Below are 14,944 nucleotides of genomic sequence, written 5' to 3' on the forward strand. Positions count from 1 at the left end.
CCAGGACGGTTCAGACCAATGTGGCGGGCAAGTCCCGGCCGTATGCGATGCTCGCTGAGCATCTCGGCGCGACCGTCGAGCACCTCGAGGATGAGATCCGGCCGCGACCGCCCGGCTGTTGCTCGCCCAGATCAACGCGGTGCTCGAGCGCGCCCGCCGACGCGGCGACCCGGCCGCCGGCATCCAGACGGCCCTGCGCGGTGAACACCTGAGCCGGTCTGCAAGCCACGACCAGTGGCTGACCGGTCTCGGCCGGTACATGCGCTTGGGTGAGGAGGCCTCAGCCCGCATCGCTGCCGGGTACCACCCCGCCAACCGTCCCCCACGCAGTGCCGCCTGGACGAGGGCCGCCTTCCCAGACGATCGGCTCAGCGGCGGCCGACCGTTGCTGTAGGAGTGACGGACCCTGAGGGTGGACTCGTCGCGGTCGCGCAGCGAACCGGGCCACGCCGAGCCGGCTGAGCTCGGCGTGGCCGGGCCGCACGCGTGGACGCCAGGCCGAGCAGGCGCGATCTCCCGGCGCGGCGTTGTGGCCGACGTTCTCCGGGATTCGTACTGGTAAGCGGCCTTTAGTGATGCCCGGAAGTAGCGAAGCCGGTTCCGGGCTCAGCCGGCGACTTGGCTTTTCGGTGGCGCGGAGACGCTGACCTTCGAGCCCCATCCCGAGTAGCTGGTCTCGGTGCTGAAGCGCCCGTCCCCTACCTCGACGCCGTCGGCGACGTGGGTGGAGGCCAGGTGCGAGGTGAGGAGCTTGCGAGGGAGATTGTCAGGGCCGAGCGTGAGCTTGTACTCCACTACGGTCTTGTCGCCCTCGCTGAGCGGCGATGACGCTCGGAACCAGGGTGACGCCTTCGCCAGTGCCGCGTAGGTGAGTTTGCCGGAGTACGTACGGCCCTGCTTCTTGCCCCTGAGCAGGACCTTCAGCGTGGCGGGCTCGGCCGGGTTCACGAGCTGGGAAAAGGTGCCGATGTAGCTGCCTGTCATGCGCAGGGGGTCCACGAGGTACTTCTTGCCATTGGGCACCTCGCCGTGCATCGGGTGCGTGGTCCAGCTCTTGCCGCCGACCCAGATCGTACGCCCGCCGCTCAGGGAGTACATGTAGTCGAAGATGCCGCCGGTGTGCTTGTTGTAGTCGGTGGTGATGTCGGACGCGGCGATGCCTTTCTTGCCGAACTGCCACTTCCCGGACCGCCGAAGGAACGTGATCTTCTCCGAGTCCTGCAGTAAGGACGTGACGTCGGTGAACTTCACCCCCTTGCCCGCTTTCAGCTTGCCCTGCAACGTCTTGACCGGGTCCGCCGCGGCGGCCTGGGCGGGGGTGGCGGCTATGAGCATGGTCATGGCCGACACGACGGCGCCCACGATCATCCGATTCATGAGGTTCCTTTCCATGGAGATCGCAGATTCTGCCGTTCCTTGATCACGACCTGGTGAACGCGAAGTCCTTCATCGGCAGGTCGCACTCGAGCACCAGATACAGGCTGGTCGATCCTGTCGGTGGCAGGCTCCTGCACGGTCCCGAGCAGCCCGCCCAGCCGTGGAGTTCGTGACCGGCTTGATCACCGCCGTCGCCCTGCGCCCCGGTACCTGCGGCCGAGCACCACGAGGCCGCCGTCACAGCCGACCCGTTCGCTGTCGTGCCGCGCGGGTCTGCCGAGCCGTGCCCCGGATATCAGGCGTTGAATGCGAAAACCGCAAATTGGGCGCGGTCACGGGCGTTGAGCTTGGCCACGGCCAGGTTGCTGTGGGTTTTCGCGGTCAGTGAGCCAGCCACCATGCGGTTCGGCAGGCGTGGCCGTGGCATGGCCCTCGCGGGGCTCACCGTTCGGGACAATGCCCCGGTGATTCGCGTACGTACAACCGCTTTATCCCTCTTCCTCTTACTGGCTTTCACTGCTGGTTGCGGAGTTGTCGGCACGTTCACCATCACCATGTCGGTGAGTCGATGGAACCGACGATCAAGGCGGGCGCGAACCTGTGGCCACGCAGCACCGATGGACCTCGCGCCGTGTCACCATGGCGCATGAGGAGACTTTTCGGGCTGGCGTAGGGGGCGGGGTAGCCTGGCGGCCGCTGCGTCGTCATGACCGCCGATCCGTGTCGAGGCAGCGTCCGAGGCGCCGCAGTCCGATCGCCGGTTTGGAAGGGATCTGGGTCTCGGAATTGTCGGTGGCTACCGGCATGGTGGTGCCATGACCGAGACGCCGCCCTTCACCGTCCTCGCCGATGACACGGCCTACGCCGAGGCCGTTCAGCTCGCCGTTGACTCCGCCGCCGCCTACTACGCCGACGGCACCTCCACGCTTGACGACGACGCCTACGACCGGCTGGTGCGGGGCATCCAGGCGTACGAAGAGGCCCACCCCGAGGCGGTGCTGCCGTCCTCGCCGACGGGCAAGGTGGCCGGCGGGGCCGTGGTGGGCGACGTGCCGCACACGGTGCCGATGCTGAGCCTGGACAACGTGTTCGGCGCCGAGCAGCTTGCCGACTGGGCGGCCTCGCTGGAGCGCCGGCTGGGCCGTCCGGTGACGGCGTGGAGCGTGGAGCCCAAGCTCGACGGGCTGGCGATCTCGGCCCGCTACCGGCACGGGCGGCTCGCGCAGCTGGTCACGCGGGGCGACGGCAGCGCGGGCGAGGATGTCTCGCACGCCATCGGCACCATCGTCGGCCTGCCCGATCGGCTGGCCGAGCCGGTCACGGTGGAGCTGCGCGGCGAGGTCATGATGACCGCCTCCCAGTTCGAGGAGGCCTGCGCCAAGCGGCAAGCCCACGACGGCACCACGTTCGCCAACCCGCGCAGCGCGGCGGCGGGCACGCTGCGTGCCCAGGACAGGCCGTACGTCTGCGAGCTGACATTCTTCGCTTATGGGGTGTTGCCACCTTCTGACGACGGCTCTGAACTGGCGGTACGGCTGCGGGAGCTGCCGCACAGCCAGATCATGGACTGGGTGGCCGCGCAGGGTGTGCAGACCACCGCCGTCACGCCGGTCGCCGGGATCGTGGCCGACAGCGTTGAGCGCGTGCAGGAGCGGGTGGGGGAGATCGCGGCGGTCCGCGCCGAGCTGCCGTTCGGCATCGACGGCATCGTGATCAAGTGCGACCTGGCCGCCGACCAGGCCGAGGCCGGGTTCAGCTCGCGGGCGCCCCGCTGGGCCATCGCCTACAAGCTGCCCGCCACCGAGAAGATCACCAAACTGCTCGCCGTGGAGTGGAACACCGGCCGCACCGGCATCATCGCCCCGCGCGCCGTGCTGGAGCCGGTGGAGCTCGACGGCAGCATCGTCACCTACGCCACCCTGCACAATCCGGCCGACATCGCCCGGCGCGGGCTGATGCTCGGCGACAGCGTGACCGTCTACAAGGCGGGCGACGTCATCCCGAGGGTCGAAGCGCCGGTCGTGCATCTGCGCACGGGTGAGGAGCAGCCGATCGAGATCCCGGTGGCCTGCCCCTCCTGTGGCGACGCCATCGACAACTCGCAAGAGCGGTGGCGGTGCGTGCGCGGGCGCCAGTGCCGCGCAATCGCCTCCATCGTCTACGCCGTGGGCCGCGACCAGCTCGACATCGAGGGCCTGGCCGAGAACCGCATCAAGCAGATGCTGGACGCGGGCCTCATCGCCGATTTCGCCGACCTGTTCTTCCTGACCCGCGATCAGTTGCTCGGCCTGGAGCGCATGGGCGAGACCAGCACCGACAACCTGCTGGCCGCCTTCGATCGGGCCAAGGGCCAGCCGCTCAGCCGGGTGTTCTGCGCGCTCGGCGTGCGTGGCACCGGCCGGTCCATGAGCCGCCGCATCGCCCGCCACTTCGGCAGCATGCAGGCCATCCGCGCCGCCGACGCCGAGGCGATCCAGGCGGTCGAGGGCATCGGTCCGGAGAAGGCCCCGGTCGTGGTGGCCGAGCTGATCGAGCTGGCCCCGCTGATCGACAAGCTGGTCAAGGCCGGCGTCTCCATGGCGGAGCCGGGCTGGACACCACCCGCCGAGCCTGGTGCCGCGGAGGCCGACGGCGCGTCCGAGCTGCCGCTGGCTGGGATGTCCGTCGTGGTGACCGGTGCGATGAGCGGAGCGCTGGAGGCGCTGAGCCGCAACCAGATGAACGAGCTGATCGAGCGCGCGGGCGGCAAGGCGTCCTCCAGCGTGTCGGCCAAGACATCACTGCTGGTGGCCGGCGACAAGGCCGGGTCCAAGCGGGCCAAGGCCGAGAGCCTGGGCGTGCGGATCGTCGATCCGGAGGAGTTCGCCACCCAGGTCAGCGCCTTCCTGTGAGCACCCTGGCGCCACGCCGGGACGCGGTGTCCCGGCTGGCCGGCTCGAGGACCGTCCGGCTCTTCGCGCCGCGGCTACGACTGACTGGATGAGCACACAGCGCAGCCCGGTCCTCGGCGGGGCGAGCTGGAGCGTCGGCGTCGCCCTCACCGGGGGCACACCCCGTGGAACCCCATCTGGGCCGCCCCGAATCCGGTTGCCTATCTTGCGCCCGTCAACGCAGAAGTGCCCGATGGACATGAACTTTGGTGATCTCGACGAGCCGCCGTGCCAGGCTAATGCGCTACCGGCACTTCCTCGGCTGGAGCGCTTGGGGCGGCGTGGGGGTGCTGGGCACGGGTTGGCGGGCGGCGGCCGGAAAGTCGGGCGCTCAGCGGGGATGGGGGCTGCGCAGGTGTCCTGGGGCCATCTTCACCGGGCCGTACTGATCAGCCTCGCAGGGCACAGTGTGCCGCCGCGCCACAGGAACGTGACGCACTGAGTAGCGCCGCCCGCAACGGGGAGTTACCGGGTATGGATGGAACCATGATCCTTTTGAGGCGGACAATCCACGTGACCGTGCTCGCCCTCTTAGTCCTCCCGATCATCGCCATCCCGCCGGCGGCGGCCGACACCCGCAAGCGGCCGCAGGCCGAAGCCGGCGCCGCGCTCGCCCGCCGTATGTTGTCCCAGTTGAAGGTCGCCAGGGCGTTATCGATCCGCGGCTATGCCCACCGGCGCTTCCTGCCCCGATGGGCGCACCACAGGGGTAAGTGCGACACCCGGGAGACGGTGCTGGCCCGCGACGCGCGACGCGTGCGCAAGAACGCCACGTGTTACCCCGTCAAGGGCCTCTGGTACAGCCCGTACGACGGCAAGTGGCTGAAGAGCGAGAAGCATGTGGACGTCGACCACGTCGTGCCGCTGTCGTACGCCTGGCGTTCCGGCGCCAGCAGATGGAGCCAGGCACGCAGGCGCGCCTTCGCGAATGACCTCACCCGACCCGAACTGATCGTCGTCAGCCACTCCGCCAACATCGCCAAGGGTGGCCAGGGGCCGCAGAGCTGGCGTCCGGCGCGCCGCGCCTATTGGTGCCGCTACGCGACCTCATGGATCACTGTGAAGCACCACTACCGGCTCTTCGTGACAAGAAAGGAGAAGAAGGCTCTGCTCAACATGCTCCGCACCTGCCGGGGACGTTGACATATCGGCTGTGACCTGGCTCGGGATCGAGGAGGAACCGCGCAGGAATTGGCGGTACGGCCCGAGGGGCTGTCGCGGCCCGAAAGGCTGTCGCTGCCCGAAGATGCGGTCGGCGACGGCGGCCTGTTCGGCGGTACCGGCGCGGAAGTACGGGGCGGTTGTGTCCAGGGAAGCAGGCCCAAGGAAGTCCTCCAGCAGGCGCTCGGCGGGGAGACGTCCAAGGCTCGGGGCTCTCTCTTGTCGCAGGCGTCTGCGGGGCAGTTCAGAGGGAGCGAGGGTCGTCGGGGCGGTAGCGGGCACAACACGCGAGCACCCCCGACGTCCCACGCAAGGTCCACGCGACATGAGCACCCAGCCCTCGGACACGATGCACCGCAGCCGTGACCAGGTATTCAGTGCCAACCCAACGACGTGCTCGTAGCCAGGGCCGAGGATCTTGCCGCCGTGCCAGGCACTCGACGTGGGATGCGGCGAGGGCGTCGACGCGCTCCGGGCGGCCCACCGCAGCCAACCCACCGCACTCAACCCACCGCACTCAACCCACTGGAGCCGACCCACCGTGGCCGCCCCACCACAGCCTGCCTACCGTGGCCGGCCCGCCACAGCCTGCCCGCCGTGGCCGGCCCACCACAGCCTGCCCGCCGTGGTTGGCCCACCTGGCTGGCCCACCGTGGCTGGCCCACCGCGGTTGGCAGGTCACCGCGGTCGGCATCTCCGAGGTCGCCCTGTGCCGCGCCGCCGCTGCCGCCACAGATGTCCAGCGCCGCGTGTCCTGGCCGCATGCGGACACGCATCACGTATCAGCCGTCGTGGGTGTCCCTCCTAAGGAGCGGAAAGGAGCGAGACGATGGCCACTTACACGATCGACAGCTACAGCGTGCGAGTCTGGTCCTCCAGGCCGACCACGAACCTCAGCCCCGGCGTCGCCGTCACCGGGATCTACCTGTACGAGGGCGGTGCCTACCGCGGTTACGCCTACTTCTACCCCGACGGCACCCCGCTGGCGCCGCCGGTGATCGACGCGGCCGCGGGCCAGATCTTCATCCATCTCAACCTGTCGCAGCTCACCGGGATCCTGCAGTTGCTGCGCGAGGAGAAGCCGGTCTATCTGTACGAGTTCGGCACCACGAACGCCGGGCTCATGACGGGCACCGAGCCCACGGGTGAGGAGGAGGGCATAGCGGGCTGACCCTCACTCTCGGGGGCAGCCTTCACCCGGCATCGGTCGGCGTCAGCGCGAGATGATTTCGTCGCGGCATTGCTGCCCCTTGCAGGCGCAGGCTTTGATCATCTCGCTGAGGTTCTCCGGCACCGCCGTACAGCGGGTGTCGCGGCTTGGGTCGGCGGCCTTGATGAGGACACGACTTCCTTGCAGGTCAAAGCGAGACGATCTTTTCAGGCGCGTAAGGCGCACTGACCGGCTCACACAGCACGGGCGCAGGGGGCCTTGAGGGTGTAAGCGCGCCACGGGCAAGGGCAAGGGAACGTGATCCGGCTGCGCGCGGTGCCGGGCGAGTCGATCGTCGAGGTCGTGGACGAGGGGTGGTTGCCGCATCCGGGCACCACCGGCACGGGCCGGTGTTAGCCTGCTCGTCGTGTCTACTGGCGATCATGACTTACCCGGCCCCGGCCAGTCACACGCCTCGGGCCGGGCGTCGGCCGACGAGACGCTGGGCGATCCGCGTTTCCTGATCCACGCCGACCCCGACGAGGTGATGGCGCTCGCGTCGCGAGCAGACGGCGCCGAGGCGCGGCTGGCCGCGGCGGTCTACCGCACGTCCGCCGGCCGGCATCGTGACCTGCCTCCCGCCGCGCGCCGTCAGGTCCTGACCGTGGACGCCGCCCGGTGGCAAGCCGATGATCTGGGGCGACGGCTCGCCGAGGCGCCGGACGAGCACGGCGCGGCCGCCCCGTACCGGGTGGAGTGGGCGACGGGCACGTCGCTGAAGGGCGCGCTGCTGTGGTCGGCCGATCTGCCGGACCACGAAAGGCTCGGGCCGGCCGCAGTCTGGGCGATGGCGGCCGGCGGGTCGCCGGGCCAAGCCGTGGTGACGGTCGCGGCCTTCGGCCGTGACGGCTGGACCTGGGACCTGGCGTCGGGCAGTTGTGTCGGCAGGCCCATGTTCGGCGACGGAGGCGTCGAAGCCCTGGAGAGCGTGGTGCTCGACGGTCGTCGATCGCTGGTCGTCAGTGGGTACAGCATCGTCGACGACCTCGTACGGGCGAGCGTGTGGGTGATGGACGTCGGCTCCGGGGAGCGCGTCGGTCCGCCGTTCGTCACCGAAGGTCACGTAAGCGATCCGCTGGCCGTCACCACGGTGGCGGGCCGTCCGGTGGTGATCTCCGGCGGATCGGCGGTGAAAGTCTGGGAGCTGCTCGCGCAGCGCCCTCTGGGCACGCCGTACAAGGCGCACGGCGACACGAGGGTGGTCTCGATCGCCACGACGACCCTGGACGGCCGCGCGGTCGCGGTCACCGGTGACTACGACGGCTTCGTGCGGGTGTGGGATCCCCTCGACGGGACGGAGGTCGCAGCGCCGACAGAGACTTCCGGCCGGCCTGAAAGCCTGCTCGCTCTGTCTCTCGACGGCCGCCCCGTCGTGGTCACCGGCGGCTACGACGGCCCGGTCGAAGTGCGGGATCTGCGCGAGGGGACTCTCGTTCGCGAACTGCTGCCCGAGGACGTGCTGGCGCGTGGCAGCAGTTCGCTCGCCGCCGCCGAACTCGACGGCCGCTCGATCGTGGTCGCCCTCGACCGCGACGGGCGCGTACGAGTGCTGGACCTCGCCACAGGCGAGCCACTGTGCGCTCCCCTGCCTCCGGGGCGCGGAAAACCTGATGCGATCCGCGTGGCCGAGGCCGGCGGCCGTCCGATCGCCGTCACCAGCGGCATGCTCTCGTCCGTGGTGCAGGCGTGGGACCTGACCGCCGCGTGCGCCGCCCCAGCCGCCGGAGCGCCGCGCGGCCTGCCGGGCGACATCACCGCCCTGACGGTCTGCGAGGTCGACGGCCGCGAGGTCATCGTCACGGCCCACCACGACGGCCCCGCCGACGACCCCAGATGGGGCGAGGGATACGTGTGCGTCACCGACCTGGCCGACGGCACTGCGGTGACCCCCGCCATCCCCACCGGAGAAGGACGGACACAGCTCGCCCTGGCCGACTTCCACGGGGGCCCCGTAGCGGTGATCACCTGTAATCAGCGATTCGTGCCGCGGCTGCTGCGATTGCCTGAGGGTCAGGAGCTGGACATCACGTTCACCACCTCGGACTACCGGCATGACCACAACGGCCGGATCACCGCGCTCGCCACCGGCCGGCTGACCGACCGCCCCGTGGTGGTGACCGGCGGACGGCACAACCAGGCGCGCGTGTGGTACCTGGACAGCGGCTCCATGTGTACGGCCGTCGCCGGGCGCGGCGGCGGGTACACCCATGTCACCGCCGCAGCCGTCGGCTCGCTTCGAGGCCGCGCCGTGGCGGTCACCGCCGGACACGGATCCGACACGCCCGAGATCCGGGTGTGGTGGCTGTCCAGCGGCCGCCCGGTCTGTCAGGCGGAGACAGGTCACAGCGGAGCCGTGAACGCCGTCGCGATCAGTGACCTGGACGGCGCCCCGGTCGCGGTGACCGCCGGTGCGGATCAGACAGTCCGGGTGTGGGACCTGAACAGCGGAAAACTGGTCAGAGACCCCCTGATCGGGCACACGGCACCGGTTATGGCCGTGGCCGTGACCGAACTGGACGGCCGCCCCGCCGTGGTGACCGGCGGCGCGGATCGAACCGTCCGGATGTGGGATCTGGACAGCGGGCGCCGGCTGCGACGGGCGGATCTGCCCGGCGCGGTGTCGCATGTCGCCGTCGCGTCGGGCGGCCGGCTGGTCGTCGCGTTCGGTGACGACATCGCCGTCATGTCCCCCCAGCACCTGGCGGCTGAGCGGTGAGATGTCAGGGTTCATCCAGCTCTATCCGCTGAGCGCCGATCTTCAGCCGGAGATGTGGACTCTCCGTGCTGAGACGGGCGGGGGTGGTGGGGGCTTCTGGCCGTCTTCACAGCGACTGCCAGCCGCTCCGGCAAGGTAAGAAGCCCGGACCCGCGAGGAGGGCGACGCCGAGCACCATGGCGGAGAAGGTCACGGCGATGGCCTGGATGATCTTTCCTGCCGGGTTCTTTCGGAGGTCGGGGTCGCCCTCAGACGCGAATCGAGGTCACACCGTCTCTCCGGCCCCGGCGAGGTCATATCAAAGAGGTCATATCAAAGGAGAGGGCGGGATAGCCTGCCTGCGGTGCCTCGAACCACGTGACCGGAGGAGTCGATGCTGGGATGACGGCAGGGCGACCGATGCCCACACAGGACGACGTGCTCGGGTACTTCGACACGCTGTCGAACTGGGGACGGTGGGGCGACGACGACGAGCTCGGCACTCTGAACCACATCACCGACGACGTCCGCCTGGCGGCGGCGCGGGCCGTGCGCCACGGCAGGAGCGTGTCGTGCGCATGGGAGGTCGCCGTACCGGAAGACATGGAGCGGTCGACGACGACGTGCCCGTGCGCCGCCGACATGCCGGGTGCCGAGAACATGCCGGTGGCCGCATTCCACAACGACCGGCGCTGGGGCTTTTCGTCCGAGCGGCTCGGCATCACGTTCCACGGCAACACCCTCACCCACATCGACTCGCCGTGCCACATCTTCTGGGACGGCACGATGTACAACGGGCGGTCGCACTCGCTGGTCGACGCCGCAACCGGATCGGCGTGGGCGTCCGTCACGGCGGCGGCGAACGGGATCATCACGCGTGGTGTCCTGCTGGACATTGCGAGCGTGCGGGATGTGCCGTGGTTGGAGCCCGGGCAGGGTGTGTTTCCCGACGACCTCGAGGAGGCCGAGCGTCGCCAGGGTGTGCGGGTGCGATCCGGCGATGCGGTACTCCTGCGGACCGGCTATGGCCGCGCCCGGCACGAGAGCGGTGCGGTCAGCGGTTTCACGCAGGCCGGCTGGCACGCGTCCTGCCTGCCGTGGCTGCAGGAACGGGAGGTCGCGCTGATCGGCGCTGACACCCCCCAGGACGTTCAGCCGTCGGGGTACGAAGACGTGTTGATGCCGGTTCACGCCGTGAGCCTCGTCGCGATGGGTCTGTGGATGCTCGACAACTGCGACCTGGAGGCGTGCGCGACGACGGCCGCCGAGCTCGGCCAGTGGGACTTCCACCTCGCGGTCGCGCCGGTCCGTTTCGCCGGCACGTCCGGCAGTCCGGTCAACCCGATCGCCACCTTCTGACCGCGGTTCACGAGGAGGTGCGACGCCACCTCGGCGAACAGGCGCCGGGATGGGACGGCGACCTCGGCGATCGAGGCGATCGAGGCGATGGCCTCCGCTTGCCGGTGTTCCGAGGCGATGGTGCGGGCGATCCGCTCGACCCGCTCGGCTTACCGGTGACGCGCCATGAGGTTTTGGTGCCCCAGCCAGCTCCCCGGGCTGGGGCATGTCGAGATTATGGCCTTAAGTCCGATTTGTATAGCTTTGGCGAGTAATTTTCCTTGACCGCCCTTGCAAGGACGCCCCTCGATGCCCCGCCACGGCAGGTATGAATAGATCATGACCGCGCGTTATGACGGCCAGGCCGACTGGTACGACGAGTACATCGGCTCCAGCGCCCACGTCACCACGCAGGACATCGTCGACCTCCTCGGCCCCGGCGAGGGGCCGTGCCTGGACGTCGGCTGCGGCACCGGCCTCTATCTCGACGCCATCCGCTCCACCGGCCGGACCGTCATCGGCCTCGACCGCTCCGCCGACCAGCTGCGACTGGCCCGCCGCCGGGACCCCGCGCCCCTCCTCCAGGGCGACGCCACGGCCCTGCCGTTCGCCACGGGCACGTTCGGCACCGTCACCGCGATCTGGGTCTCGACCGACATCCCCGACTTCGCCGGGCTGCTGCGGGAGGCGGCCAGGGTCCTGCGCCCGGGCGGCCAGTTGCTGTTCTACGGGGTGCACCCGTGCTTCAACGGCCCCCACATCGAATCCCGCGAGGACGGCGCGGTGATCATCCATCCCACGTACCGGATCAAGGGGTGGCACAAGCGCTCGCCGTGGTGGCGCAAGGGCGGGGTCCGGGACCGGGTCGGGATGAGCCACGTACCGCTGTCCGACCTGATGAACGCCTTCGTCGACGCCGGGCTGGCCGTCGGGCGCGTGTACGAGCCGCAGGAGCGCCCCGTACCGTCCGTCCTGGCCGTCAGGGCGTTCCGGCCGGGCTGACGCTCAGCGGCCGGGCACCGGCAGCAGGGCCAGGTGCTCGCTGGTCACGAGGTCGAACCTCAGCGCCAGCGACACCAGCGCGTGACGCTGCCAGTCGGCCTTGCCCTCACCGCCCTGCGGGCTTTTGACGTGCAGCTTCTTCTCGGCCAGGTAGCCGATGTGGAAGCCGATGGCGGTACGGCTCAGCTCCAGCTCGGGGAGCCTCTCGGCGATCTCGGGGATCGTCGGTATGCGCGACGTCGAGGGGTCGCGCAGGCGCGGCTCGCACAACGCCACCAGGATGCGGAAGTACTTGGCGTTCTGGTCGAGCGGGTAGGCGACCTGCGTGGCCGCGCCCTCGTCGGCGCGGTGCGGCGGCACATGTACGTGCTGCGGCGCGAACACCAGGAACGAGACCGTGCCGTCGACCGCCGGCAGGCTCACCCTGGAGAACTCGAACGGGATCGGCGCCCCCATCCGCCCCGGCGGCACCTTGACGAACTCCCCGCCCCCTTCCGGGTTCTCCACGACGTACGTCTTCGACGTGCTGAGGTTGGACAGCAGCCAGTAGTCCCCCACCGCGACGATCTCGCCGGCGCGCCGGGAGACCGCGGCGTCGTCCAGCCGGAGATCCACGGGAGAGCCGGGAGCCCCGCGCCCGAAGAGCGCCTGCTCCCCGGGCGCGAGCTCCAGCGAGTACGGCCGGTCGTCGGTCGGCGCCGCCGCCATCTGGATCAAGATGGTGCTGTGCATCCGCGGGACCCTACTCGCGTGCCGGTGAAGGTGTCCAGGTCATACGGGCAACGGCTTGCCACCCGGGCGCCTGCACTCCCGCAGGCCGCCGTCGGACTCGTCGTTGCCGCCCCCGCGGAAGTAGACCTCGCTGACGTACCCCCACCTGTCGTTGTCAGCCATGGTGGCCGCCCACCAGTAGTTCCGGTACGAGCCCAGCGTGTAGCTCGCCCCGGCCTTCTCGCACAGGTACCAGTCGTCCCCCGCCGGATCGATGTAGCCGACGATCTTGCCCTTGGCCGGCGACTCGTAGACCGGGATGCTCCCGCTCGGCGACCAGTCGGGACAGTTCTGGACCGTGTCGTCACCGTGCCGGAACGGCTTCCCGCACGGGCTGGCGTCGCCCGCGGCGGCCGTGGCGGTCCCCGCAACTGGGCCCGCGACCCCCGCGATCGCCAGCCCGAAGGCCGCGGCGAGCGCGGCCCGTCGGATACTCATCATGCTTTTCCTCCCGATGTCGGTATCCGCGTCGATCCTGCGGGGCGCGGGGCCATTCCGTAACCTGGTAGCTACCAGGGCGCGTGGACGGATCCACGATGATCGGCGATGATGAGCTGAATGACGGCTCCGTCCCAAGCAGGTCGCTACCGGATCGAGCAGCTCATCGGTGTCGGGGGGTTCGCCTCCGTCTATCTGGCCCATGACGACGAGTTGCGCTCGCCGGTGGCCGTCAAGATCCTCGCCGACAACTGGGCCCGCCGGCCCGACGTGCGCGGGCGCTTCCTCCAGGAGGCGCGGCTGCTGCGCAGGGCCGACTCCCACCTGCTCGTACAGGTCTTCGACGTGGGCGAGCTCGACGACGGCCGCCCGTACTTCGTGATGACCTACGCCGACCGCGGCACGCTGGAGGACCGCCTGTCCGGCGGGGCGCTCACCGTCGACGAGGCGCTCGGCCTGATGCGCGACATCTGCCAGGGCATGTCCGTGCTGCACAGCATCGGGGTCGTCCACCGCGACCTGAAGCCGTCGAACGTGCTGTTCTGCTCGCGTCCCGAGGGCGGTGAGCGGGTGATGGTGGCCGACCTCGGCATCGCGCGGTCCACCGACCACCTGAGCGGGCTGACGCTGCCCGCGGGTTCGCCCGGCTACCAGGCTCCCGAGCAGCTCTACTTCGACGGCGCGCCGGACGCGCGCGCCGACGTCCACGGCCTGGGCGCGCTGACCTACCACATGCTCACCGGCAGGGTGCCCGCCAAGCCGGAGCAGCGGGTGCCGCCGAGCGCGCTGCGTCCCGAGGTGCCGGAGGCGGTCGACGCCGCCGTGATGCGCGCCCTTGATCCCGGCAGAGAGGCCCGCTGGCCCGACGCCGCCGCCTACGCCGCGGCCCTGTCATCGTCCACCGCCGTGCCGCCGTCGGGCTGGAAACCGCAGGTACGGCCGCCGGGCGGGGAAGCACAGGTACGGTCGCCCGGCGGGGAAGCGCAGGTACGGCTGTCGGGTGGGGAAGCGCATATGCGGCCGTCCGAAACGGGCCGGCGCAGGGCGATCGCCGGGGGTGCGGCGGCCGTCGTGGCCGCGGCCGCCGTCACCGTCGTGGCCGTCAACCTCGCCCGGAGCCCGGACCAGCCCGGCGGCACCCGCGCGGCCGCGAGCACGCCGCCCGCGAGCGGCTCGACCAGCCGGTGGCTGCGGGACGGCTCCGACATCCCCAGCCGGTACCGCGAGCTGATCGTGCAGGCGGGCACGTACTGCCAGGAGCCCGGGCTCAGCCCGGCCCTGATCGCCGCGATGCTCAAGGCGGAGTCCGGCTACGACCCCGGCCTGTCCGATCCGGTGAAGGACGAGTACGGCATCTCCAGGTGGACCCCGTCGGTGCTGTGGTACTGGCAGCCGGGCGGCCTGCAGAGCCCGAAGCCCGCGCCGCCGTTCAGCCCGGAGCTGTCGATCCTGTCGATGGGACGGTTCCTGTGCACGCTGGGCCCCAGGGTCGCGGACCTGCCCGGCGACCCGGCGCTGAAGCTCGCCGCCCTCTACCGCAGCGGCGTCGACCCGCTGAAGCGGGCGGGCGGCATCCCCGAACGGTGGCGCGACTACACCGAGAAGGTCTCCCGCTACATGCACGACTACCGGCCGGACTGAGGGTGCTCGACGCATGCTCAAGGCGGGCTCAACATTCCTTGATCGACTCTTTCACCCGTGACCGACCATGCCGCCGCCATCCCGTCCATCGGATTACGTACGCCCGCCGAGTTCGTCGCGGGGCTGCGCAGCCTCAAGGCGTGGTCGGGGCTGACGTACCGGCAGCTCGAAGCCCGTGCGGCGGCCGCCGGGGACTTCCTGCCGTACAGCACGCTGGCCTCGGCGTTCGGCCGTAACCGGCTGCCCCGCCGGGAGCTGGTCGTGGCCTTCACCAGGGCCTGCGGCTGCCGTGCGGAGGAGACGGCGGCCTGGCTCGACGCGCACCGCCGCGTCGCCGCCCGGTCCGTACGCACCCCGGCCACCTCACGGCCCGACGACCCG

11 protein-coding genes and 1 pseudogene are annotated in these 14,944 nt (G+C 70.2%); 8 read left to right on the plus strand and 4 right to left on the minus strand.

What is annotated here, in order from left to right; all coding sequences use genetic code 11:
* Positions 1-606: 606 nt before the first annotated feature.
* The gene (locus tag AB0J87_RS36265) at positions 607-1,377 is read right to left on the minus strand and encodes a hypothetical protein (protein ID WP_363972667.1); all 771 of its coding nucleotides are present in this window, start codon (positions 1,375-1,377) and stop codon (positions 607-609) included.
* An 815-nt stretch (positions 1,378-2,192) separates the two neighbouring features.
* On the opposite strand from AB0J87_RS36265, the gene ligA reads away from it, so the two are divergent.
* The 7 genes and pseudogenes from ligA to AB0J87_RS36300 all read left to right on the plus strand — a co-directional run bounded on the left by ligA (position 2,193) and on the right by AB0J87_RS36300 (position 11,713).
* A complete protein-coding gene (gene ligA / locus AB0J87_RS36270; RefSeq protein ID WP_363972670.1) occupies positions 2,193-4,268 on the plus strand; it encodes an NAD-dependent DNA ligase LigA in 2,076 nt (691 codons plus the stop codon).
* A gap of 525 nt (positions 4,269-4,793) precedes the next feature.
* Positions 4,794-5,450 (plus strand): HNH endonuclease family protein, encoded by a 657-nt coding sequence (locus AB0J87_RS36275; protein WP_355198033.1) that lies wholly within the window; start codon positions 4,794-4,796, stop codon positions 5,448-5,450.
* 671 nt (positions 5,451-6,121) lie between these two features.
* Positions 6,122-6,226 (plus strand): annotated as a pseudogene (locus AB0J87_RS36280) (SAM-dependent methyltransferase); the annotation flags it as partial.
* Positions 6,227-6,297: 71 nt separating this feature from the next.
* A complete protein-coding gene (locus AB0J87_RS36285) occupies positions 6,298-6,639 on the plus strand; it encodes a hypothetical protein (protein WP_350739345.1) in 342 nt (113 codons plus the stop codon).
* Positions 6,640-7,045: 406 nt separating this feature from the next.
* Entirely contained in the window at positions 7,046-9,394 is a 2,349-nt protein-coding gene (locus tag AB0J87_RS36290) for a WD40 repeat domain-containing protein (protein WP_363972674.1), read from the plus strand.
* Between the two features lie 399 nt (positions 9,395-9,793).
* A complete protein-coding gene (locus AB0J87_RS36295) occupies positions 9,794-10,732 on the plus strand; it encodes a cyclase family protein (protein ID WP_363972677.1) in 939 nt (312 codons plus the stop codon).
* Positions 10,733-11,050: 318 nt separating this feature from the next.
* Positions 11,051-11,713 carry a class I SAM-dependent methyltransferase gene (locus AB0J87_RS36300; RefSeq protein WP_363972680.1) on the plus strand — a complete coding sequence of 221 codons (663 nt, stop codon included), beginning with the start codon at positions 11,051-11,053 and terminating at the stop codon, positions 11,711-11,713.
* A 3-nt stretch (positions 11,714-11,716) separates the two neighbouring features.
* Here the strand turns inward: AB0J87_RS36300 and AB0J87_RS36305 are convergent, their stop codons facing one another.
* Both AB0J87_RS36305 and AB0J87_RS36310 read right to left on the minus strand, forming a co-directional pair.
* Positions 11,717-12,445, minus strand: coding sequence for a winged helix-turn-helix domain-containing protein (locus AB0J87_RS36305; RefSeq protein ID WP_363972683.1), 729 nt, complete (start codon positions 12,443-12,445; stop codon positions 11,717-11,719).
* A gap of 39 nt (positions 12,446-12,484) precedes the next feature.
* Positions 12,485-12,925, minus strand: a complete 441-nt coding sequence (locus AB0J87_RS36310; protein WP_363972686.1) for a hypothetical protein — start codon at positions 12,923-12,925, stop codon at positions 12,485-12,487.
* Positions 12,926-13,042: 117 nt separating this feature from the next.
* Between AB0J87_RS36310 and AB0J87_RS36315 the strand changes: the two genes are divergently transcribed.
* On the plus strand, positions 13,043-14,563 hold the full coding sequence (locus tag AB0J87_RS36315) for a serine/threonine-protein kinase (RefSeq protein WP_363972689.1): 1,521 nt from the start codon (positions 13,043-13,045) through the stop codon (positions 14,561-14,563).
* Positions 14,564-14,580: 17 nt separating this feature from the next.
* Here the strand turns inward: AB0J87_RS36315 and AB0J87_RS36320 are convergent, their stop codons facing one another.
* Positions 14,581-14,916, minus strand: coding sequence for a hypothetical protein (locus AB0J87_RS36320; RefSeq protein ID WP_363972692.1), 336 nt, complete (start codon positions 14,914-14,916; stop codon positions 14,581-14,583).
* Between the last annotated feature and the right edge of the window lie 28 nt (positions 14,917-14,944).

It is taken from the genome of Nonomuraea sp. NPDC049625 (genome assembly GCF_040675285.1).
Lineage (GTDB): Bacteria > Actinomycetota > Actinomycetes > Streptosporangiales > Streptosporangiaceae > Nonomuraea > Nonomuraea angiospora_A.

What these genes read in the sequence shown, in the direction of transcription:
- AB0J87_RS36265 (WP_363972667.1), bottom strand. Translation starts at nt 1,377, where the DNA reads ATGAATCGGATGATCGTGGGCGCCGTCGTGTCGGCCATGACCATGCTC.
- ligA (WP_363972670.1), top strand. Translation starts at nt 2,193, where the DNA reads ATGACCGAGACGCCGCCCTTCACCGTCCTCGCCGATGACACGGCCTAC.
- AB0J87_RS36275 (WP_355198033.1), top strand. Translation starts at nt 4,794, where the DNA reads ATGATCCTTTTGAGGCGGACAATCCACGTGACCGTGCTCGCCCTCTTA.
- AB0J87_RS36285 (WP_350739345.1), top strand. Translation starts at nt 6,298, where the DNA reads ATGGCCACTTACACGATCGACAGCTACAGCGTGCGAGTCTGGTCCTCC.
- AB0J87_RS36295 (WP_363972677.1), top strand. Translation starts at nt 9,794, where the DNA reads ATGCCCACACAGGACGACGTGCTCGGGTACTTCGACACGCTGTCGAAC.
- AB0J87_RS36300 (WP_363972680.1), top strand. Translation starts at nt 11,051, where the DNA reads ATGACCGCGCGTTATGACGGCCAGGCCGACTGGTACGACGAGTACATC.
- AB0J87_RS36305 (WP_363972683.1), bottom strand. Translation starts at nt 12,445, where the DNA reads ATGCACAGCACCATCTTGATCCAGATGGCGGCGGCGCCGACCGACGAC.
- AB0J87_RS36310 (WP_363972686.1), bottom strand. Translation starts at nt 12,925, where the DNA reads ATGATGAGTATCCGACGGGCCGCGCTCGCCGCGGCCTTCGGGCTGGCG.
- AB0J87_RS36315 (WP_363972689.1), top strand. Translation starts at nt 13,043, where the DNA reads ATGACGGCTCCGTCCCAAGCAGGTCGCTACCGGATCGAGCAGCTCATC.